Genomic DNA, 19,624 nt, shown 5'->3' on the forward strand with positions numbered 1-19,624 from the left:
CTAAGGCCGCCCCGCTGCATGGTCCGCGAAACGCACGGCGCTGTCGTCCTGCCTGGAGCGACTGACCTCGGTCGTGAACTTGAGCCGCATCGCGCGCCCGACATCGCCGAAGTCGCGTGCAGCGATGGTGAAGGCGCTCTGCCCGCCGATGACGTTCTGGGCGTACCAGTCCTCGATCGTCGCGGCCTCGCGTCCTTCAAGGATCGGCAGCCCATTGATCGTCGCCCCGAGTGCGACGAGTTCGTCGCGCCGCGCCGAGGCGGGAGCGCTCGGATTGCAGTTCTCGCTCCCGTCACCCGAGACGTCCACGATGCTGTGCCGGGCAGGGGAGGGCAGGCTCGCGAGGACCCGATCAGCAATGAAGCCGAGCATCGCGGACACGCAGGTGAAGCTGCCTCCCACCCGATCGATCTTGCCTACCCGAAGCGCGAAGGCCCTCATGTCGTCGAGGGTGGCGAGCGGCGTCCAGGGGACGGCAATACGGGCGCGGTCCGCCCAGGTCACGACTGTGATCACCAGCGGCGCCGCGGCGGGGCTCAGGAGGACGTTCTGCACGGCCGGATCGGAGAGGGCATCCGCGATCCCGTCGCGCTGCAGGCGGAACCGCTCGGCATCAACGGATCCCGATACGTCGACCGCGAGGATGAGGGCCGTTCCAATGCGGGCCGGAAGTGGTGCCGGTGCAGGCTCGCCGAGGGCGGCCACCGCCGGCCCGGCGCAAAGGAGCAAGACGAGCACCGCGAGGCGCATCAGGGCCGCACGCTGGCGAGCAACGACGGGTCGAGGCCAAGCGCACCACTAAGCAATGCTTGGTCCAGAACGGCTCCGGTCAGGTCCGCTCCCGTGAGATCCGCCCCGGTAAGGTTCGCGCCGGTCAGGTCTGCCCGGTGGAGTTTGGCGCCGCGCAGATTTGCGCCGACGAGCGAAGCGAACGCCAGCCGCACGCCACTGAGGTCTGCATCCTCGAGCCGCGCACCGCTCATGTCCGAGGCCGTGAGGTCGGTGGGCGTCAGCGCCTCGATCATTGGGTTTCGATCCGGGCGGGCAGTCTGCCCGATGCGGGCGTGGCGGAGATCCGCGCCTCGAAGATCCGCGTGAGCGAGGCGCCCGATGATGGTCGCCCCGGCGAGCTTCGCCCGGGCGAAGTTAGGGGCCTCGTCGCGGCTTGCCGCGAGCCCGGAGAACGCCGCGACGCGCAGGAGCGAGGCCTGGGATAGATCGGCGTCGGCGAAGCTGGTGCCGATGATGACGGCCCGATCGAGGCGCGCGCCGACGAGCTTCGCGCCGCGTAGATCCGTGCGTGTCAGGTCGGCGCCGAACAGGTCGACGGAAGGCAGGGCAGCGCCGCGCAGGTCGAGTTCGCTGAGGTCGAGCGCGCTCAGATCCTTGCCGGCGAGATCCGCGGCCCGCAGCCTCTCCGGATCGGCAGCGAGGCGCGCGAGATCCCGTTGCGACAGGTCGGCGGACTTCGGTGCACCGGCCGCCACCGCGACGACGGCGAGCCCGGCAACGGTCCACCGGAGGCGGCGCAAGGCCCGCATGCGAGAGCGGCCGCTTGAAGCAAGGGGCTGTTGCGTCATTGGCCGCGCTCTGCTCCCCGAACGCATCGGAGCCATATTGATTAAGATCTTATTTGCCGGTCGACAATGAAATCCAAATCGACAGAACCGTACTATGACTTTCTAGCTAGATACTCGTGCAACGCAGCACGAAGATATTGCGCCGCAAGGAAGCATCGACATGGTGTTGACAGGGAGGGTGACAATATCTTCTGATGTAATTGAGGCTAGTATTGACGGCGGGAGGATAACGGTCTTACGCTCCTCTTAAGCTTCGGCTTCAAACGGCCTCATCGGGGGAAGGTGAGGTCTCGCAGACTTGGCGGCCGCCCAGGCACCGCGTGAGTCCAGGCGACAGCCGGTCGTGACACGCTGTCGAGGCTCCGACATCCCCATTGCGAATTGCGGGATTATTCCGCCGAGGCGCCTTGCGGCGCAGCGTCGGTTGCGTCCTGTCGGGAGGAAGCAATGAGAGCTCACGGAGTGCTAGCCGCCGTTGGGTTGGTCGGTATGTCACCGGCGCTCGCCAACGACGAAGTGATGAAACTAACGCAGGATCCAAATCAACAAGTCCTGCAGACAGTAGACTATGCGAATACGCGTTATTCAAAACTCGATCAAATCAATGGGTCGAACGTCAACAAGCTAAAAGTTGCCTGGACATTCTCGACCGGCGTTCTCCGCGGTCACGAAGGATCGCCGCTGGTCATCGGCGACGTGATGTACGTTCATACCCCGTTCCCGAACATCGTCTATGCGCTGGACCTCAATGGCGACGGCAAGATCATCTGGAAATACGAGCCGAAGCAGGATCCGAACGTGATCCCGGTCATGTGCTGCGACACGGTCAACCGCGGCCTTGCCTATGCTGACGGCAAGATCTTCCTGCATCAGGCCGACACGACGCTCGTCGCCCTCGACGCAAAGACGGGCAAGGAAGCCTGGAAGGTCGTGAACGGCGACCCGAAGAAGGGCGAGACGAATACTGCAACCGTACTGCCCGTGAAGGACAAAATCATCGTCGGCGTCTCCGGCGGCGAATACGGCGCTCGCTGCCACGTGACCGCCTATGACATGAAGACCGGCAAGCAGGCGTGGCGTGCCTATTCGATGGGGCCCGACGAGGAGATGCTGATCGATCCTGCAACGACGACCGAGCTTGGCAAGCCGGTCGGGAAGGATTCCAGCCTGAAGACTTGGCAGGGCGATCAGTGGAAGACCGGCGGCGGGTGCACCTGGGGATGGTACTCCTACGACCCACAGGCGAACCTCGTCTATTACGGCTCCGGCAACCCTTCGACCTGGAACCCGAAGCAGCGGCCGGGCGACAACAAGTGGTCGATGACCATCTTCGCGCGCAATCCCGAAACCGGCATGGCGAAGTGGGTCTATCAGATGACCCCTCATGATGAGTGGGACTACGACGGCGTCAACGAGATGATCCTGGCCGATCAGCCTATCAACGGGCAGGATCGTAAGCTTCTCGTTCACTTCGATCGCAACGGGTTTGCCTACACGCTCGATCGGATCAACGGCGAATTGCTTGTCGCCGAGAAGTACGATCCCGCGGTGAACTGGGCCACGAAGGTCGACATGGACAAGTCGTCCAAGACCTATGGGCGTCCTCTCGTCGTCTCGCGCTACTCGACCGAACAGAACGGCGAGGACGTGAACACGAAGGGGATCTGCCCGGCGGCACTTGGGACCAAGGACCAGCAGCCGGCCGCCTTCTCGCCGAAGACCGGCCTGTTCTACGTGCCGACGAACCACGTCTGCATGGACTACGAGCCGTTCCGGGTGAGCTACACGCCGGGACAACCCTATGTGGGTGCGACGCTCGCGATGTATCCCGCGCCGAACAGCCACGGCGGGATGGGCAATTTTATCGCGTGGGATGCCCGGACCGGCAAGATCGCCTGGAGCAACAAGGAGCTCTTCTCGGTCTGGTCAGGCGCACTGGCTACGGCCGGCGACATCGTCTTCTATGGCACGCTGGAAGGCTACCTGAAGGCGGTGGACTCCAAGACCGGACGTGAGCTGTTCAAGTTCAAGACCCCGTCCGGCATCATCGGCAACGTCATGACCTACACCCACAATGGGAAGCAGTATGTGGGTGTGCTGTCCGGCGTCGGCGGGTGGGCTGGCATCGGCCTGGCGGCGGGCCTGACGGATCCGAGCGCGGGTCTCGGAGCGGTGGGCGGCTATGCGGCGCTCGCCAATTACACGGCGCTCGGCGGGCAGCTGACCGTCTTCACCCTCGCCGATTGAGAGCTTGAGCTGAGTCTCCTGACCGGCGCGGTCTTCCGCGCCGGTCATTCGCGTCTTCATTTCCGCGCAGCAGAGGCCTGGCCTGCGGGCCAAGACTGCCTCGGTGGAGGGTTTTCCTTGCTCAGGAACATGCATGTGAGGGCGGCTTCACGAAAAGTCGTCATGAGCGCCGTTGCTCTGGCAGCCCTGGTCATGGGCGCTGCTGCCGAGCCGAAGAAGCCGGCGAGATCGGACGACGGCAAGTATTTCGACGCTGACGACGTGCCGACATACAACATCTCGGCCAACGGGAAGGTCGACTGGTATACGTATTCTGGTTATCGCCGCTACCACGCCGAATGCCATGTCTGTCACGGGCCCGACGGAATGGGTTCGACCTACGCGCCCTCGCTCGTCGATTCTGCGAAGAACCTGACCTACCAGCAATTTACGGAGATCGTCGTCCAGGGGCGCCAGAATGTGAATGCCTCGGCACACAACGTGATGCCGTCATTCGGCACGAACATGAACGTGATGTGTTATCTGGACGACATCTATGTCTATCTCCGGGCACGGGCAGACGACGCGCTCGGGCGTGTTCGTCCGAACGAGCGCGAACAAAAGCCGGAGGCGGCGGTCGCCGCGGAGAAGACCTGCCTTGGCGGCTAGGCTGCACCGCGCTCTGCCATCGCTCGCTGCGGCACTGTCGCTGACCGCAGCGGCGAGCACTGTTGGCCAGGAACTGCCGGATCTCGTCACGCCGGAGGTGCTGCGGGTCTGCGCCGATCCTGCCGACCTGCCGCTTTCCAACCGCAAGGGCGAGGGGTTCGAGAACAGGATCGCCGAGATCATCGCCTCCGCCCTCGGGGTGCCGACGCGCTATTACTGGCTCCAGAAAGGACCGGGTTTCGTCCACAACACGCTCGGCATGAAGCTCTGCGACGTCATCATCGGCTATGCGACAGGGACGGAACTCGTCCTGCACACGAGCCCCTATTATCGCTCAACGTATGTCCTCGTCGCCCGGCGCGGGGCACTCCCGGGCGTCACGAGCCTGGGCGACCCTGCGCTCAAGGGCAGGCGCATCGGGATGGTCGCCGGGACGCCTCCCGGTGATCACCTGGCCGAACATGGATTGATCGAGCAGGTGCGGCCCTACTCGCCCTACATCCTGGGCAGCGACCGCAACGCAACCCCGGCCTCGGCGATGATCGACGATGTCGCCTCGGGCGCGCTGGACGTCGCGGTCCTATGGGGACCGGCTGCGGGAGCCCTGGCCCGCCGGGCAGGCGGTCTCGAAATCGTGCCTCTCCTGCACGAGACGGACCGTCCCGCGCTCAGCTTCCGCATCGCGCTGGCGGTCCGACCGAACGAGCATGCCTGGAAAAGGACGCTGGACCGGATCCTCAGGCAGAAGCGGGCCGAGATCCAGAAGGTGCTGCAGGACTACGATGTGCCGCTCGTCGACGACGAGAACCATCTCATCGGCGCCGCCTCGCTTTCCGGCGGCAGGCCCTGATGTCCGGGCGCCAATCCTGAGCGCGCCGCGGGGACTGGTCCGGGCAGTCCTTTCCGCAGCGTGCATGCTGCTTTCGCTCGACTACACCGTGGCCAATCCGCCTCCGCCTGAGCCTGAGGGGTACAAGCTCGACAACTACCGCACGTCCACGCCGGCGACGCTCGCGGGCGCCGTCGTGGTTACCACCGAGCAGGCGGAAGGGCTCTGGCGGGCCGGCGCGATATTCATTGACCTCATGCCGCGTGCACCCAGGCCCGCAAACTTGCCGGCCGGCACGCTTTGGCGCACGGCGCCGCACGAGAGCATTCCGGGCGCGTTATGGTTGGTGAACACGGGCTACGGGGAGCTCGCGCCCGAGACGGAGAGCTATTTCAGCACCCGATTGAACGCCGCCGCCGCGGCCCGGCCCGACCGGCCGCTCGTCTTCTTCTGCCTGCGCGATTGCTGGATGTCGTGGAACGGCGCGAAGCGCGCGCTCGCCATGGGATACAAGTCTGTGCACTGGTATCCGGACGGCACGGATGGATGGCGCGAGGCGGGGCTGCCGCTGGAGGTGATCGAGCCCGCTGATTGAGCTCGCTCAGGTCGCGCGCTGGCGTGTGATCTCGACCAGGATGCCGTCGAGGATCGCGGGGACTGGCGCGCCCGGCTTCTCGATCCTCACGGTCACGGCCTCCAGACGGGCGAACCCCGCGAGCAGTTCGCCCGCGATCGTTTCCGCGAGCGCCTCGATCGTCCGGAAGCGGCGCTCGGTTGCGATCTCGGTCGCGATCCTGGCGAGATCCGCATACGAGACGCCGTTCAGGAGACTGTCGGTCCGGCCGACCTCGGCGAGGTCCAGGCGACAATCGAGCGACACGTAGAAGCGCTGGCCGATCCGCTCCTCCTCCGCAAGCACGCCATGGTAGGCGTAGATCGCGATGCGCTGCAGGATGATGCGGTCCCTCATCCCGGCCGCCTCATGACTGCGTCGACTACTTGCATCGCCTCCACGTGCTCGCGCACGTCGTGGACCCGCACGACATCGGCACCGAGCGTCGCCGCCAGGACGTGGGCGGATATCGAGCCGAACAGGCGTTCTCGGGGAACCGTGCTCGCATTGTGCACGCGCCCGAGGATCGATTTCCGCGATACGCCGACCAGGATGGGGAAGCCGAGCGCCTTCAGTTCCGGCAGGCGGCGCAAGGCCTCGAGATGCTGCTCCCAGCTCTTTCCGAAGCCGATCCCGGGATCGAGAATGACGTGACGGTCAGGGATGCCTGCCTGCCGTGCAATCTCCAGAGACCGGCCGAAGAAGGCTCGCATCTCGTCCATGATGTCGAGGCTGGGATCGATCGTCTCGCGATTGTGCATGACGATCACCGGCGCGCCGTGCTCGGCGGCGACACTGGCGATGTCGGGGTCCCGCTGCAGGCCCCAGATATCATTCACGATCGTGGCACCGGCGGCGAGGGCTGCGCGGGCCGTCGAGGCCTTGTAGGTGTCGATCGAGATAGGGATCCCGAGCCGAGGCGCGATGGCCTCGATCACGGAGATGACGCGAGCCTGTTCCTCCTCGGCGGGAACGGGAACGTAGCCGGGACGAGTGGATTCTCCCCCGATGTCGAGGATATCCGCACCTTCGGCCTCGAGCTGGAGCGCATGAGCGAGCGCAGCCTCGCGCGCCTGGTACAGGCCGCCGTCCGAGAAGGAATCGGGCGTGACGTTCAGGATGCCCATGACGAGCGTCCGGCGACCCAGTTCGGAAAGAAGGGGCGCGCTCGGCTGCCCCGGGCGGCTCGGTTCGCTCATCCCCGATGCTCGCCGTAGCGACGTGGAGACACTACGTCCTCGGCCGCCGCCGTGCTATATGAGCTAGTCTCGCCGGGAGAACCGGGATGAGAAGTACTTTGCTCGCCGCCGCCTTCCTTTTGGGAAGCCTGGCCCCCGCCGCCGCCCAGGACGAGACGGCCTGGAGCGAGATCCGGGCGAACATCCTCGGGGCCCGGCCGATCGAGGATGGTGCCGGCACGATCGCGCTGGAGGCGCCGACGCGCGCTGAAGATGCGGCCCTTGTCCCGCTCACCGTCCGGCTGAAGGGTGATACCGCAGCGAGAGTGAGCCGGATCACGCTCGTCGTGGACGAGAACCCGGCGCCCGTGGTGGGAACGATCAACATCGGGAGGGCAGGGGGCGAGTTCGCGTTCTCCACCCGCATCCGGGTGAACTCCTACTCCTTCGTCCGGGCAATCGCCGAGACGGAGGACGGTCGCCTCATGATGGTGAAATCCTACGTAAAGGCAGCCGGAGGCTGCTCCGCGCCGGCTGCGAAGGATCCCGTGGAGGCGAAGGCGCATCTCGGCGAGATGCGGTTCCGCGTCGTTGCGGAACGCGGGGAGGCGCAAGCGCAGCTTCGCCACCCGAACTATTCCGGACTCCAGATGGATCAGGTCACGCGGCTCTACACGCCGGCCTGGTACGTGGAGAAACTCGAGATTCGCCAGGGCGATCGGCCGCTCCTGTCGATGACGGGCGGCATCTCGCTGAGCGAGGATCCGACGATCCGCTTTTCCTACGCCAGCACCGGTGAGCCGGTGACAGTCGAGGCGCGGGACACGCAGGGTCAGGTCTTCCGCAAGGAATTCCCGGCCGCCGGCTCCTGACATCACCTGTAGCACCGGACCTCCGCTTCGGCCTGCGCCCGGCGAAGGTCGGCGACCATGTCGTCGAAGATCTTGACGTTGCGGAACGTCCCGGCTCGCCCACCGAGCCCCTGCCGCATCGACAGCACCGTCGAGGCCTGCACGTACTTGTCGTAGGGAAGGATGGTGGCGAGCACGTCCACCGAGCAGGAGCAGCGCTCGAGGCTCTCTCGCGTCTGGCCGCTCGCGGCCATGCAGCCGAACACGTAATCCGCCCGCGCTACGGTCGGATAATCGTTCTCGGATTGGCTCAGGTCCTGGGCGAGAGCGGTCGAGGCCAGCCACATCACGCCGACTGTCACGAGTGCCGGCCACCGGCCGGACCTAGTGCACGCTCTCAAAAGTGAGGCTCTCATCGAGCAGCTTCCCCTCGGGCGCTTCCGCCTCCGCGGTGATCGAAACGATGTGACCCGGCACGGCCTCGGCCGTCTGGAAGCGCAAGCGCAGGGAATGCAATCCGCGCATCAGGTCCTTCTTGGGATCATCCAGGAAGGGCTGCACCTCCACGACCCAGCCGGGCTCCGCCTTCCCACCCACCTGGATGAGCGCTGGCGTGACCGTCGCCTTGTCCCGAAGCGCTGCCCGGATGGCGTTCTTCAGGTAGCGAGGATTGCCGCCGACGACACTCGCCAACGCACCCAGATGGTGCTCCAGGAAGAGAAGGAGCGCCGGATTCGAGCTCGTGTTGTCGAAGGGGCCGGCGGCCCTGTGCAGTGCGCCGGTGAACATCTGAACGATGACGGTCCGCTCGCCTGGCGCTTGACCGGGTTCGATCGTGAGGCGGATCGTGTCTTCGATCGGCGGACCGAAGAGCTCGCCCGGCGTCCCGCCTGCGCGGTGATAGCGATAGGTGAGGACGCTCCCAGGCGGAACATTCGCAAGTTGCGGGGTCTCGAACAGGAGATCGGCTGCCGGCGGGGCTTCGGGGCGGGAAGCAGGCGCTTGGGCGGGCGCCGTCCCTGCCGCGAGCAGGAGCGCCAATCCGGCTCCCGCCCAGGGTCTCACGCCGGCATCTCCTCGCCCCGGGGCGATGCCGCCCCGATTACGCGGTAGCGATAATCCGGGGCCACCTCGGTGGCCGATTCTGCGCGCGCCAGCGCCTCGATCCGTGCGTGGAGCGGAGAAAGCGAGCAGGCCGGGTCGGTGGCTGCGGCATCGCCCGCCAGAGCCAGCGCCTGGCAGCGGCAGCCACCCCAGTCCAACTCGCGCCGTGCGCAACTCCGGCAGGGCTCACGCATCCAGTCGGTGCCGCGATAGGCGTTGAAGGCAGGCGAGTGGTGCCAGATGTCGCCAAGCGCGCGGTCGGTGACGTGCCAGAATTCCAGGCCCTGGATCGTCTCGGCCGCATGGCAGGGCAGGACCTTGCCAGCCGGCGTGACGTTGATCAGCCGGCGGCCCCACCCTCCGGCACACGCCTTCGGGTACTTCGCATAGTAGTCGGGCAGCACGAGGTCGATCACGAGACGGCCCGCGAGGCGCTCCCGTGCCGCTTCCACGATGGCGATCGAGCGGCTTACGTCGGCGCGGGCCGGCATCAGCGCTGCCCGGTTGAGGTAGGCCCAGCCATAATACTGGGTGTGGGCGATCTCGAGCCGGCGCGCCCCGATCTCGACGGCGATCCCGATGATCGCCTCGACCTCGTCGATATTGCCGCGGTGGATGACGGCATTCAGGGTCAGCGGAAGCCCGAGCTCCACCACCCTCTGTCCGAAGGCGAGCTTCTGCTCCTGTGCGCCGCGCAGCCCGCCGATCCGCTCGGCATTGGCGGCATCCGCCGACTGGATGGAGAGCTGGACGTGATCGAGCCCCGCGGCGGCGAGCGGCTCGAGCTTCTGCATGGCGGCGGCGACGCCGGAGGTGATCAGGTTCGAATAGAGCCCGAGCCCGGCGCAATGGGCCGTGATCTCCACGATGTCAGCCCGTGCGGTCGGCTCGCCGCCGGAAAGGTGGATATGCAGCACGCCGAGATCTGCAGCCTCACTGAGGACGCGCTGCCAGGTGGCCGTGTCCAGCTCGGCCGAGCGGCGGTCCAGCTCCAGGGGGTTCGAGCAATAGGGGCAGCGGAGCGGGCAACGGTGGGTGAGCTCGGCAAGGAGGCCGATTGGAGCCGGGATAATGGGCGAGATCGCGTTCACGTCTCGAGAACCCGTTTGCTGGCGAGGTCGCTCAGCATGGGCAGGATATCGGCTTCGATCGCGGCCCGGTCTGCGTCATATCGCGTGGCGAGCTCGGTCGCGATCTGCGCAATCGTGCGCTGCCCGTCGACGAGGGCCAGCACTGCGGTGGCGGTCTCGTCGAGGTCGAAGGTCCGCTCCGGCGCGAGCAGGACCTGGCTGTTTCGCACCGAATCGAACCGCATCCTGACGCCACGCGGAAGGCGGGGCACCGCCAAGGGTGAGAGGGCGGTCATGCCTCGCTCTCCGCACCCGGGACCCAGGCTCCCGGCGAAGGCAGGCGCGGCTCGACATAGGCGAAGTGCAGGGCGTCGAGCTGAGCCCAGAGCACGTCCGTCTTGAATGTCAGGGCGCCCAGGGCCTGCGCCTGCAGGGCGGGCGTCGTCGCATGCTCCTTCACGTAGTCGAGCGCGAAATCCGCATCCCGCGGCGCCTGGGTGAGGCGCTTGTCGAAATAGGTAAGCGTGTCGCGCGAGACGAAGTCGTAGTTCGCCAGCATGCCGGCGACGCGTTCCGAAATGATGTTCGGAGAGAACATCTCTGTGAGGGAGGACGCGATGGCTTCGAGCAGGGATCGCTCGCGGCAGAAATGAACATAGGCCTCGACGGCGAAGCGCGTGCCGGGGAGTATGCCGCGGGTCGATGTGACATAGTCCCGGGGCAGGTCGAGGCTGCTCGTCAGCTTCAGCCAGCGCTCGATGCCGCCATCCTGCTCGCTCTCGCCGTCATGATCGAGGATGCGCTGTCGCCAGATGCGGCGCAGTTGCGGATCGTTCATCCGGGAGAGGATCGTGGCGTCCTTCACCGGGATCATCGCCTGGTAATAATAGCGATTGAGCGCCCAGGCACGGACCTGATCGCGCGTCAGCTTCCCGCCGTGCAGGAGGCGGTGGAAGGGGTGCAGGTTGTGATAGCGCCGCGCCCCGATCTGGCGAAGCTCGGCCTCCAGGGCCTCGGGCGAAAGGAGTTCCGAGCGGGATGCCGGGGCATAGGGTCGGTCGACGATGCCGTCCGTCATAGCGATATGCTCAACCCGTCATGCGCGACAGTCCAACCCGCCGCCTCGATCTCCCGCCGCTCGTCGGAACCCTCCACGAGCACGGGATTGGTGTTGTTGATGTGGACATAAACTCGGCGGCCGATCCGCAGGTCCGACAGGCGCTTGAGCGATCCGTTTTCGCCCCGCATCGGGACGTGCCCCATGCGCCAGCCCGTCTTGCTGCCCACGCCGGCCCGGATCAGGTCGTCATCCTCCAGCACGGTCCCGTCGAAGAGGAGCAGATCGACACCCTTCACCCGCTGGCGCAGCGGCTGGGACACCTGAGCGCAGCCAGGGATATAGGCGATGCGTCTGCCCGCCGACTCGAAAATCACGCCGACCGTTGTCTCGCCCTCACCGCCGATCGCGACCTCGTCCTCCTCGAGCCAGAGCGGCACCTTGCCCGGCACCGCGAACAAGGTCGCCACAAGTCCCGGAAGCGGCTCTAAAGGCTGATCAAGCCGAACGTCCACGCGGCGTACGCGCTCCGGCGCGAGGACGTCGAAGATGCGGTTTTGTCTTAGCGAACGCTGGATTTCGGCCGTGGCGAGGAGCGTGAAGGGCTGGCCCTCGCGCAGCGAGAGAAGCCCGGCCACATGATCCACGTCGCCGTTGGTCAGGAGGATCGCAGCGATCGGCGAATCCCGGAGCGATTTCGGCTGAAGCTGAGGCTTCGAGGCGATCTGCTGGCGGATGTCGGGGGAGGCGTTCACGACCAACCATCGTTCCCCGTCTGGGGAGATTGCGAGGCTGGATTGGGTTCGCGGGACGACCCGCGTGTCACCGGCCCAGGCCAGTTCGCAGATCGGGCAGCGGCAATTCCATTGCGGTACGCCGCCGCCCGCTGCTGAGCCGAGGACGATGGCCTGCACGGACACGGCCCTGCAAACCTCCCTCGGTGTTCGAACGGCTAGAAGAGCGGGTCGATCTCGGCCGACTCGTAGCTCGTTACTTCCATGCCGACGCAGTATTCACGGACAACGGGCTTCGACCACTTCATGCTTCTCTCCCTCGCTGCACAAATCGAGATAAGAAAATCATAAGACGTCTTATCCGGAGATTGTCGTATCTCAATGGAGAAGCTAGCTATTCGCTCGCCGGAGTGCAAGTGCGCGCCGCGGGGCCTCAGGCGCGGTAAACGGGCTCGCGCAGGTCCAGCAGGAAGCCTCGGCCTCGCACCGTCGAGATGATCGGGCCGCCGATGCGCGTGATGTCGCCGAGTTTGGTCCGCAAGTAACCGAGATAAACGTCGACGACGTTCAGCGAAAGGCCGCCATGCGCGGCCCAGAGGCGATCGAAGATCTCTCCACGGCTGATCGGTTGATTTGCCCGCGACATCAGCAGCGCCAGGAGTTCGGCTTCCCGCTGCGTGAGCCGCACGCGGGCATCCGCGAAGGTCACCTGGCGGGTCGTCGTGTCGAGCTTCATGCGGCCCGCACTGAGGACCGCCTGCGGGGTCGCCGCTCCCTGCCGGCGAAGGAGGTGCGTCCGCAGCCGCGCGACCAACTCGTCGAAGGAGAACGGTTTGACGATGTAGTCGTCCGCTCCCTGCCCCAATCCCTCCACCCGGTCCTGAATTTCGTCCTTCGCGCTGAGAAACAGGATCGGTCCGGCGAAGCCGCCCTCCCGAAGGCGGCGGCATATGTCGAAGCCCGAGCCGTCCGGCAGCATGATGTCGAGGAGCACGGCCTCCGGCAGGTCTTCTTTTGCGGCGGTGAGCGCTTCGGCTGCGCCCGCAACGAGCCGGACGGTAAAGCCCTCCGCCCCGAGCCCCCTGGCCAGCATCGCAGCAATATCGCTGTCGTCCTCCGCCACGAGCAAACGCGTCATGCGGCGTCCTCCCGGATCAAGGCGGGTAAATCGAGCGTCACCTCGGCGCCGCCTTCCCGTCCGGCCTTCTCGAGCCGGATCGTTCCCCCGTGATGTTCGACGATCCAGGCGGCGAGCGCCAGCCCGATTCCGAAGCCGGCTGCGCCAGACCGCTGTCCAGACCGGGCGAAGCGGGTCAGGAACTGGTCCTGCGGCTCGGGGAAGCCCGGGCCATCGTCGCTGACCGAGATCGACGCGCCGAGCCTGCCTGCCGCGAGACGCACCACGATCCGGGTCGCGCCACTCGCATGCCGTAGAGCGTTGTCGATCAGGCCTTCGACCACTTGCCGCAGCCATTCGGCATCCGCCAGGATCTCGACATCCTGCGTGCCGGGGTCGAAATCCAGGACGATCCGCCGGCGCTCGGCCTCACCTGCGCAGGACTCGACCGCCTCGCTCAGGACTGCCACCGCGCTTACCGGCCGCGGGTCGAGCTCGATCTGTCCGGATTCGGACCGGGCGACGCGGAGAAGATCCTGCACCCTGCGCTGCAGCCTTAGAGCCCGCACGCGGATCGTCCCGACCAGGCTCCTGACCTCGGAAGGCGCGGAAGGCGGGTTGCGGGCGGCGAGGTCGCACTCGCCCAGGATCACGGTCAGGGGCGTACGCAGCTCGTGGCTGACATCGGCGAAGAAGCGGCGCCGGGAGCGGTCGATCGCTGCGAGCCGATCGTTGGCCGCCCGCAGATCGGCGGTCCGTTCCGCCACCGTCCCCTCAAGCTGAGCGCGGTCTGCGGCGAGACGCCGCTCCCTCCGACCGAGGCGGGCCGCCATCCGGTTGAAACTCGCGATGAGCAGCCCGAGCTCGTCGCGCTCCCGGACCGGAATTCTGGTCCAGCTCTCGCCGTGCCCGATCGCGCTCGCGGCCCTTCGGATCGCGTCGATCCTGGCGAGGAGCGGGCGGGTTATTGCGCGGTTGACGATTACGGTCCCGAGCAGCGCCGTGAGCATGACGATGAGCACGAGAGTGCGGAGCGAGGCAGAGAGCGCCTTTGCCTGGACGGAGGCCGCTTCCACGGCTCGCCGCTCCGCGTCCACGAGAGCGGACAGGGCCGGCCCCGTCACGGCCCCGAAGCCATTGAGGGCCCCGCGGACCTCGTCGACACGCCGGGACGGCTCGGGCTCCTTCAGAAGGTTTTGGATCTGCTGATCCAGCAGGCCGACGGACGCACGAAGCCGCGCCAGCATGCGGGAGCGCCCGGCGGCCTCGGTTTTCCCGAGGATGTCGGTTCTCTCCGCTACGGCTTCGCCGAGATGCTCCGAGACGCCGCCGAGCGCCTGCTCGACATCGGCACGGGCGCGCTGGAGCCGGTCGAGTTGCGGAGCCCCGGTCCCGGCCGCGTCCACGGCGGCCAAGCCATATTGAGTCAGCCGTCCGGAAAGCTCCGCGACCCGGTCAAGACGCGCCTGGGCGGATAGCGTCCGCTCCACCGCCTGGTCGGTAGCCGCCAGCGCCCAGAAAAGGCCGGCAGCGATGGCGATCGCGAACAGGCCGACGCTTCCTGCCAGGAGTGCGAACTTGACCCGGAGTGATCGCATGCCCCTTCCGGAACTCCGCGCCTGCGAAGACCCGGTGAGAGTGCCACTTCGTCCAGCTACGTGAAAGCCGCCCGGTACTTCACGTCAGATCGGGGTCGAGATCGAGCGCGGAGACGCACAGCGCCAGCGCCTCACCCTCCAGTCGGGATGCCCCTGCTGCCATTCCGCTATCACGGCCTGCGAGCCGACCATGCAGGTCATCGCGCTGACCTGTTCGAAGGAGAAGTTCAGGCGCTCTTCGCGGCACGTCGTCGGATCGCTCAAAAGGCATACGGACAGCAAAATCAGCACAGAATAGGTCCTCGCAATCCCAGACAACGGACGCGTGCCAGACTTGTGCCAATCCTGTCCACAAGGCGACACTTTCGGAAGAATACGCGGGTGGATGATCTGTTGCCGGTGCCTTAGCCGGTGGGCATCAGGATCTCACCTTTGCCCAGCGTGGCAAGGTCGCCTGCCCAGCGATCGAGAGGGCCTGATAAGACCTCGCCCATGTCAGGTGCAAACTGCTCGAGGAGCCTGCGGAGGATCCGCGTTATGACGAGCGGCTGCCGTCCGGTGTGCACAAATGTCGGCAGGAGCTGACCGCATTCGCGCGCCAGGAGGGTGCCGCGCCTCATGCCATAGCCCGGATAGGCTCCGACCGCTCCGGCTACGATCGTGCCGGCGACGGCCCGGCAGCCCGCATGATCGCCCGCGGCGCCGACGAGGATGAGGCCGCTCCGCATCGTGTCGCCGAGGCGATCCCCGGCGCGACCCTTGATGATGAGCGTGGCCCCGTTCAATCCCGCCTTGGCGCCGTGGAGCGTTCCGCCGGCGGAAGGGCCGGCGTCTCCGTCGATGCTGATCCGGCCGCCGGCGGCCCCGGTCCCGGCGAAGGGGCCGGCGGAGCCGTGAACCTCGAGTGATCCGTCGGTCATCCCTTCCCCGAGGCGCTGACCGACGTCTCCTTCGACGACCATCGTGCCCGCCGCCAACTTTGCCCCGACCCTGTCGAGCCGGCTCGAGCCGCCGCGGACGAGCACCCGGCCGGGTTCCCCGACCGCAATCCCGAAACAATCCCCGAGCGTTAGGCGGTAGCGCGTCGTTCCGACCGGGAGGCGAGCGATCTCGGCTTCGCTCATTCCGGCGAGCGCGGCGGGGGTGATGCCCGACAGGTCGAGGCGCTCCGGCGGCTCCTCCAGCAGCGTCAGGACGGTCATGCGACCATCTCCGCGAGGTGGAAGTGATGTCGCCCGAGCTTCCCGCCGTAGTTCCCGGCCGTAACCCCGACGAGCCCGTGCGCGGCTCCAACGCTGGCTGCCGCATGGAGCCCCGCCTTCATGGCGGCTGCGACGGCGTCGGGGAACAGCCCGTCGATCACGATCTCCAGCACGGCATCGACCTCGGCGGGGAGGGCAGATCCGGGCCGCCCTTTCAGGGTCGGGCAGTAGGCGTCATTGGTCGAGGCGATCACGCCCTTGTAGCGCGATCCGACCTTAGAACCCGAGCGGGCGATCCCGCCCGGGAAAGGCAGGATCGCGTCTGGCACCGCGCGGGCGGCGCTCACGGCCGCCTCTGCGGCAGCCAGCGTTCCGGCGAAATCGCGTCCGAGGAAGATCAGGTTTCCGCCACCGACGGCCCCGTCCACCGCGCCCGTATCGTGCTCGCAGACGAATTCGCCATCCATCACCGGGATTCGCCAGTAACGTCGGCCGCCCAAGCGCTTGGCCGTCTGGAATCCGTCGCCGAAGATCCGGATCCCGGCGCCGATCTTCAGTCGGGCTGCTCCCTCGGTGCCCGCGTAGCAGGCGGAGCCCGGCGAGGTGAGCACGCATTGCCCGACCCGCTTCAGCAGCGCCGATTGCAGCCCCTTGCGGTCGAAGCCGAAGAGCAGAACCCGGATGCCGGGGCGACCGTCCGGCGTCGCCTCCGGCGGGACCACGGCGTCGATCCCGGCTTCGACGCCGCAGCCGATCACCGAGGTCGCGAAGCCCGTCACGGTGATTGCCGCGATCTCGGCCCAGCGTGCCGTTTCCGCGGTGATCACGATCCCCGTCGCGGCCATGTCGAAGGCCTCGGCGAACGTATCCGCGATCCTGACGCCGTTCAGGCTCAGCTCCGGCATGCGACCTCGCTGAAAACCTCGCGACCCGGGAAGGCCGCCTCGGGAACCGCAAACCCGGACAGCCCGGTCCCGAACCGCGTCTCGAGATAGGCGTCGGCCCGGCGCTTCATTCCGGGATCGGCACCGAGCGAGAGGGACAGAGTCCGGCCGGCCTGCCAATCCACGACCTCCCCATTCTCCACGATCGTCCTTCCACCTTTGAGGACGTGAGCTGCCGCGGAAAACATGGCCGTCCGATCCGGGAGGTCCCGGTAAACTGCCACGTCGGCCCGGGCGCCCGGCCGGAGATGGCCGCGATCATCGAGCCCCAGCAGGCGCGCAGGGCCCGAACGCGTCATCGCGGCAACCTCGCTGAGTGTGTACTCGCGTTCCAGGCGGCCGACGGAGGAACGCTCGGCCACCGCCCGGGGGAGGGTGGCAAGCTCCCGGTCGCGCTCCTCCCTGTCCATCAGCAGGTGCAGGATGCGGGGATAGGCCGTGAAGGGACCGCCATTGGGGTGGTCCGTCGTCAGGAGGATGCGCTCCGGATCGGGCGAAAGCAGCATCAGCTCGAGCCCGATCGCAAATTGCAGGGCGCTCGTGGCGCCCGCGCGCCGATACCTGAACGGAACGAGGCCGCCACCCTCCGCATCTCCGGCGACGAGTGCCCATTTGCGCGGGGAGGCCGCTTTTCGCCCCCCGAACTGGCGAATGACGTCGAGCGACAGCGTGCAGGTCTGGCCGAAGACGACCTGCCCGACATCCATCGTTGCATTCGGGTTCTCGGCGACGGCCGCAGCGAAGCGTTCCGCCGCGGAGCGGAAGCCGCTCGAGACCGCCCCGGGCTCCGCCTCGGCATAGGCGTAGAACTGCGCATGCGCGAAGTGGATGCGACGGCCTTCCGCCGCTGCAAGCGTCTGGATCAGCGTCTCGTCGGCACCCGGCAGGCCGAGGTTGCTGCAATGGACATGCAGCGGATGCGGCACCCCGAGCTCCTCCACGGCATCGAGTAGCGCCTGGAGGATGTGCCGGGACGTGAGCCCGTATGCGGGGACCTCGTCATCCAGTCCGAACCGGATGGCACCCTCCTTGAAGGCGACGGCGCCGCCTGCATTCACGACCTTCACGCCGAGGCCGCGGGAAGTGGCGAGCGTCAGCGCGACGAGGTCGCGGACGGCCTCGGAGCTCTCCCTGTTGCGCAAGAGCGCCAGCAGCTGGTCGTCATTGCCGAGAACCGAAAGCGCGCCCCGGTCCAGGAACGGGATGTCGGCCAGTTCCAGATGCGTCGCGAGCGCATTCGTCGGTGCCAGCGCCGGCTCGATCGCGGTCGTGTAGCCCATCCGGGCGTAGGCCTCCCCGATGGCCCCCGCCGATCCGGTGACGCCGGGCAGCGGGCCGCCCTCGTCCACCTGCAACTCGGGCAGGAGCAGCCGGGACAGGATCACGTTGCCGCCCGCGATGTGGCTGTGCACCTCGATCGCGCCGGCCATCACGACGTGGCCGTGCGCGTCGATCCTCCGGTCGGCCCGGCCGTCCGCAGGCGGCTCGACCACGCGCTCGTCCTGAAGCCAGACGTCTCCGATCGCGTCCCGTGCCGTGGTCGGGTCGACGACGCGCCCGCCGGCGATGCAGGTCAGCATGGCGCCTGCCGGAGGCGGAGCGCCTCGCACCCGAGCCGCCCGAGCGCGTCCGCAGCCGTGATGGCCTTTTCCGGTCGCGCCGCCGCACGGTACGCGAGGACGCCACGGCCATCGTCCCAGACGGCGCCATCGCATGTGACCCCGGGGACGGCGACCTCGATGACGATGTGCGCCTCCTCGCCCGTTGGCTCCCCGAGGAGCGCGACCTCGGGCCTTTCCGAGCCCGCGGGCACCGGTGCCTCCAGGGACGCGAGCCAGATCACGGCGTCCACCTCTCCGGCTGAGACGGCGCGCCTCAGGTCGAAGCGCCAGGGATCATGCTCGGCAGAACCGCGCCCGAAACCCTGCCGGGGTGGCAGGCCGGTCGTCCAGGCCGAGACCTGGACCACACACTGCCCCTGCCAGGCATCGGCGAGCGGTAAAGCGAAGCACCGTGCAGTATCGTTCAACTCCTGGAGCAGTTCGATCAGCATCTGGGAGGCGAGCTCGCCCAGCTCGCCGGGGTCGTAAATCACGACACCGAATCGGGCCGTCCGCAGGTTCTCGGCAAGGGCGGTCACGTCGGGATCGGCCGCGATCCGCCCGGCCGCAACCGCCCTGAGCAGCCCGATGGTCGCCGGAAGTCCGGCCGCGTTCAGCGGGTAGGCGAGATGTTCTACCTCGGGCGGCGGCACCCCGCCCAGCGCGACGATCCTGCGGGTCGCTCCGGCCGTCCCGCCGGTCACAGGGCCTCGGCTCGCGAGACGGCGCAGCATGGATGACGCGGCCGCAGCCTCCCCGATCGCCAGGATGAAGTCGGCGCGGGCCAGGGCCTCGGCCGGGGTTGTCCCGATCGTGCCCGAGGCGGCGAAGCCGGCGAGCGCTGCATACAGCTCAGTGGACGCGAAAGGATCGACGATCCCGCCGACGACTTCCGCGAGGCGAATGCCCGCCCGGATGCCGTCCACATCGGCGACGAGCCCCGCAATTGCGGGCAGCCGGGCCTCCGCGATGACAGCGGCTGCAGCCTCGAGGGCTGCTTCTCGATCTACCCGCGCGCCATTGATCCAGGCCGCCATCAGCCGTGCCGCTGCTCCGTGCCGCCTGAATCGAAGCCTCTACGCCCGACTTTCCGCTCGTCCGCGAAGATGTCGCTCGATCAAGCAACGCTGCCGAGAGTGCCTGTTGCCCATCAGGCGGGCAAGGGCCCCAGCACAACGCGGGCTTATTCTATGATGTTTCTAAGAGCATGCTGAGTTGCGGCAGGTCGCTCGTGCATGTGAAGCTGGCGAA

At 67.1% G+C, this 19,624-nt stretch carries 20 protein-coding genes and 1 pseudogene; 5 read left to right on the forward strand and 16 right to left on the reverse strand.

From position 1 onward, the window contains the following. Together ACO2SS_RS01215 and ACO2SS_RS01220 are read right to left on the reverse strand one after the other, a co-directional pair. Positions 1-750 carry a DUF1194 domain-containing protein gene (locus ACO2SS_RS01215; RefSeq protein ID WP_423275733.1) on the reverse strand — a complete coding sequence of 250 codons (750 nt, stop codon included), beginning with the start codon at positions 748-750 and terminating at the stop codon, positions 1-3. Continuing rightward, positions 750-1,532, reverse strand: coding sequence for a pentapeptide repeat-containing protein (locus tag ACO2SS_RS01220; protein WP_423275734.1), 783 nt, complete (start codon positions 1,530-1,532; stop codon positions 750-752). Before ACO2SS_RS01220 ends, ACO2SS_RS01215 begins: the two co-directional genes overlap by 1 nt. Positions 1,533-2,027: 495 nt before the next feature. Here ACO2SS_RS01220 and xoxF5 point away from each other — a divergent pair, with 495 nt between their 5' ends. The 4 genes from xoxF5 (at position 2,028) to ACO2SS_RS01240 (ending at position 5,899) form a co-directional block, all read left to right on the forward strand. Then, positions 2,028-3,827, forward strand: coding sequence for a lanthanide-dependent methanol dehydrogenase XoxF5 (xoxF5, locus tag ACO2SS_RS01225; protein WP_423275735.1), 1,800 nt, complete (start codon positions 2,028-2,030; stop codon positions 3,825-3,827). Between the two features lie 192 nt (positions 3,828-4,019). Beyond that, the gene (locus tag ACO2SS_RS01230) at positions 4,020-4,475 is read left to right on the forward strand and encodes a c-type cytochrome, methanol metabolism-related (protein WP_423276210.1); all 456 of its coding nucleotides are present in this window, start codon (positions 4,020-4,022) and stop codon (positions 4,473-4,475) included. After that, positions 4,465-5,325 carry a quinoprotein dehydrogenase-associated putative ABC transporter substrate-binding protein gene (locus ACO2SS_RS01235; protein WP_423275736.1) on the forward strand — a complete coding sequence of 287 codons (861 nt, stop codon included), beginning with the start codon at positions 4,465-4,467 and terminating at the stop codon, positions 5,323-5,325. The genes ACO2SS_RS01230 and ACO2SS_RS01235 overlap by 11 nt, the downstream gene beginning before the upstream one ends. A gap of 64 nt (positions 5,326-5,389) precedes the next feature. Continuing rightward, a complete protein-coding gene (locus ACO2SS_RS01240; protein WP_423275737.1) occupies positions 5,390-5,899 on the forward strand; it encodes a PQQ-dependent catabolism-associated CXXCW motif protein in 510 nt (169 codons plus the stop codon). A 6-nt stretch (positions 5,900-5,905) separates the two neighbouring features. Here ACO2SS_RS01240 and folB read toward each other — a convergent pair whose 3' ends face one another. Both folB and folP read right to left on the reverse strand, forming a co-directional pair. Next, positions 5,906-6,274 (reverse strand): dihydroneopterin aldolase, encoded by a 369-nt coding sequence (gene folB / locus ACO2SS_RS01245; RefSeq protein WP_423275738.1) that lies wholly within the window; start codon positions 6,272-6,274, stop codon positions 5,906-5,908. Then, positions 6,271-7,116, reverse strand: coding sequence for a dihydropteroate synthase (folP, locus tag ACO2SS_RS01250; RefSeq protein WP_423275739.1), 846 nt, complete (start codon positions 7,114-7,116; stop codon positions 6,271-6,273). The genes folB and folP overlap by 4 nt, the downstream gene beginning before the upstream one ends. Before the next feature lie 86 nt (positions 7,117-7,202). On the opposite strand from folP, the gene ACO2SS_RS01255 reads away from it, so the two are divergent. Further along, positions 7,203-7,967: a quinoprotein dehydrogenase-associated SoxYZ-like carrier gene (locus ACO2SS_RS01255; protein WP_423275740.1), complete on the forward strand. Its 765-nt coding sequence runs from the start codon at positions 7,203-7,205 to the stop codon at positions 7,965-7,967. A gap of 2 nt (positions 7,968-7,969) precedes the next feature. On the opposite strand, the gene ACO2SS_RS01260 is transcribed toward ACO2SS_RS01255, so the two are convergent. From ACO2SS_RS01260 to ACO2SS_RS01315, 12 genes and pseudogenes are all read right to left on the reverse strand, one after another. Next, positions 7,970-8,293 (reverse strand): hypothetical protein, encoded by a 324-nt coding sequence (locus tag ACO2SS_RS01260; protein ID WP_423276211.1) that lies wholly within the window; start codon positions 8,291-8,293, stop codon positions 7,970-7,972. 37 nt (positions 8,294-8,330) lie between these two features. Next, on the reverse strand, positions 8,331-9,011 hold the full coding sequence (locus ACO2SS_RS01265; protein ID WP_423275741.1) for a hypothetical protein: 681 nt from the start codon (positions 9,009-9,011) through the stop codon (positions 8,331-8,333). Further along, positions 9,008-10,141, reverse strand: a complete 1,134-nt coding sequence (gene pqqE, locus ACO2SS_RS01270) for a pyrroloquinoline quinone biosynthesis protein PqqE (RefSeq protein WP_423275742.1) — start codon at positions 10,139-10,141, stop codon at positions 9,008-9,010. The genes ACO2SS_RS01265 and pqqE overlap by 4 nt, the downstream gene beginning before the upstream one ends. Then, positions 10,138-11,198 (reverse strand): annotated as a pseudogene (gene pqqC / locus ACO2SS_RS01275) (pyrroloquinoline-quinone synthase PqqC). The gene pqqE and the pseudogene pqqC overlap by 4 nt, the downstream one beginning before the upstream one ends. Further along, complete coding sequence (gene pqqB, locus ACO2SS_RS01280) at positions 11,195-12,091, reverse strand: pyrroloquinoline quinone biosynthesis protein PqqB (protein WP_423276212.1); 897 nt, start codon at positions 12,089-12,091, stop codon at positions 11,195-11,197. The pseudogene pqqC and the gene pqqB overlap by 4 nt, the downstream one beginning before the upstream one ends. A gap of 38 nt (positions 12,092-12,129) precedes the next feature. Beyond that, the gene (pqqA, locus tag ACO2SS_RS01285) at positions 12,130-12,219 is read right to left on the reverse strand and encodes a pyrroloquinoline quinone precursor peptide PqqA (RefSeq protein WP_423275743.1); all 90 of its coding nucleotides are present in this window, start codon (positions 12,217-12,219) and stop codon (positions 12,130-12,132) included. Positions 12,220-12,344: 125 nt separating this feature from the next. Continuing rightward, positions 12,345-13,049, reverse strand: a complete 705-nt coding sequence (locus ACO2SS_RS01290; RefSeq protein ID WP_423275744.1) for a response regulator transcription factor — start codon at positions 13,047-13,049, stop codon at positions 12,345-12,347. After that, positions 13,046-14,626: an ATP-binding protein gene (locus tag ACO2SS_RS01295; RefSeq protein ID WP_423275745.1), complete on the reverse strand. Its 1,581-nt coding sequence runs from the start codon at positions 14,624-14,626 to the stop codon at positions 13,046-13,048. Before ACO2SS_RS01295 ends, ACO2SS_RS01290 begins: the two co-directional genes overlap by 4 nt. Before the next feature lie 404 nt (positions 14,627-15,030). After that, the gene (locus ACO2SS_RS01300) at positions 15,031-15,828 is read right to left on the reverse strand and encodes a formylmethanofuran dehydrogenase subunit C (RefSeq protein WP_423275746.1); all 798 of its coding nucleotides are present in this window, start codon (positions 15,826-15,828) and stop codon (positions 15,031-15,033) included. Continuing rightward, a complete protein-coding gene (gene fhcD, locus ACO2SS_RS01305; RefSeq protein ID WP_423275747.1) occupies positions 15,825-16,733 on the reverse strand; it encodes a formylmethanofuran--tetrahydromethanopterin N-formyltransferase in 909 nt (302 codons plus the stop codon). Before fhcD ends, ACO2SS_RS01300 begins: the two co-directional genes overlap by 4 nt. Then, complete coding sequence (locus ACO2SS_RS01310; protein ID WP_423275748.1) at positions 16,721-18,352, reverse strand: formylmethanofuran dehydrogenase subunit A; 1,632 nt, start codon at positions 18,350-18,352, stop codon at positions 16,721-16,723. Before ACO2SS_RS01310 ends, fhcD begins: the two co-directional genes overlap by 13 nt. Then, positions 18,346-19,410 (reverse strand): formyltransferase, encoded by a 1,065-nt coding sequence (locus ACO2SS_RS01315; RefSeq protein ID WP_423275749.1) that lies wholly within the window; start codon positions 19,408-19,410, stop codon positions 18,346-18,348. Before ACO2SS_RS01315 ends, ACO2SS_RS01310 begins: the two co-directional genes overlap by 7 nt. Positions 19,411-19,624 lie beyond the last annotated feature (214 nt).

This window comes from Enterovirga sp. CN4-39, assembly GCF_049446235.1.
Classification (GTDB): Bacteria; Pseudomonadota; Alphaproteobacteria; order Rhizobiales; family Beijerinckiaceae; genus Enterovirga.

Excerpts from the sequence above, each read along its gene's own strand:
- ACO2SS_RS01215 (WP_423275733.1), bottom strand. The coding sequence starts at position 750 with ATGCGCCTCGCGGTGCTCGTCTTGCTCCTTTGCGCCGGGCCGGCGGTG.
- xoxF5 (WP_423275735.1), top strand. The coding sequence starts at position 2,028 with ATGAGAGCTCACGGAGTGCTAGCCGCCGTTGGGTTGGTCGGTATGTCA.
- ACO2SS_RS01230 (WP_423276210.1), top strand. The coding sequence starts at position 4,020 with ATGGGCGCTGCTGCCGAGCCGAAGAAGCCGGCGAGATCGGACGACGGC.
- ACO2SS_RS01240 (WP_423275737.1), top strand. The coding sequence starts at position 5,390 with ATGCTGCTTTCGCTCGACTACACCGTGGCCAATCCGCCTCCGCCTGAG.
- folB (WP_423275738.1), bottom strand. The coding sequence starts at position 6,274 with ATGAGGGACCGCATCATCCTGCAGCGCATCGCGATCTACGCCTACCAT.
- folP (WP_423275739.1), bottom strand. The coding sequence starts at position 7,116 with ATGAGCGAACCGAGCCGCCCGGGGCAGCCGAGCGCGCCCCTTCTTTCC.
- ACO2SS_RS01255 (WP_423275740.1), top strand. The coding sequence starts at position 7,203 with ATGAGAAGTACTTTGCTCGCCGCCGCCTTCCTTTTGGGAAGCCTGGCC.
- ACO2SS_RS01260 (WP_423276211.1), bottom strand. The coding sequence starts at position 8,293 with ATGTGGCTGGCCTCGACCGCTCTCGCCCAGGACCTGAGCCAATCCGAG.
- pqqA (WP_423275743.1), bottom strand. The coding sequence starts at position 12,219 with ATGAAGTGGTCGAAGCCCGTTGTCCGTGAATACTGCGTCGGCATGGAA.
- ACO2SS_RS01290 (WP_423275744.1), bottom strand. The coding sequence starts at position 13,049 with ATGACGCGTTTGCTCGTGGCGGAGGACGACAGCGATATTGCTGCGATG.
- ACO2SS_RS01295 (WP_423275745.1), bottom strand. The coding sequence starts at position 14,626 with ATGCGATCACTCCGGGTCAAGTTCGCACTCCTGGCAGGAAGCGTCGGC.
- ACO2SS_RS01300 (WP_423275746.1), bottom strand. The coding sequence starts at position 15,828 with ATGACCGTCCTGACGCTGCTGGAGGAGCCGCCGGAGCGCCTCGACCTG.
- fhcD (WP_423275747.1), bottom strand. The coding sequence starts at position 16,733 with ATGCCGGAGCTGAGCCTGAACGGCGTCAGGATCGCGGATACGTTCGCC.
- ACO2SS_RS01310 (WP_423275748.1), bottom strand. The coding sequence starts at position 18,352 with ATGCTGACCTGCATCGCCGGCGGGCGCGTCGTCGACCCGACCACGGCA.
- ACO2SS_RS01315 (WP_423275749.1), bottom strand. The coding sequence starts at position 19,410 with ATGGCGGCCTGGATCAATGGCGCGCGGGTAGATCGAGAAGCAGCCCTC.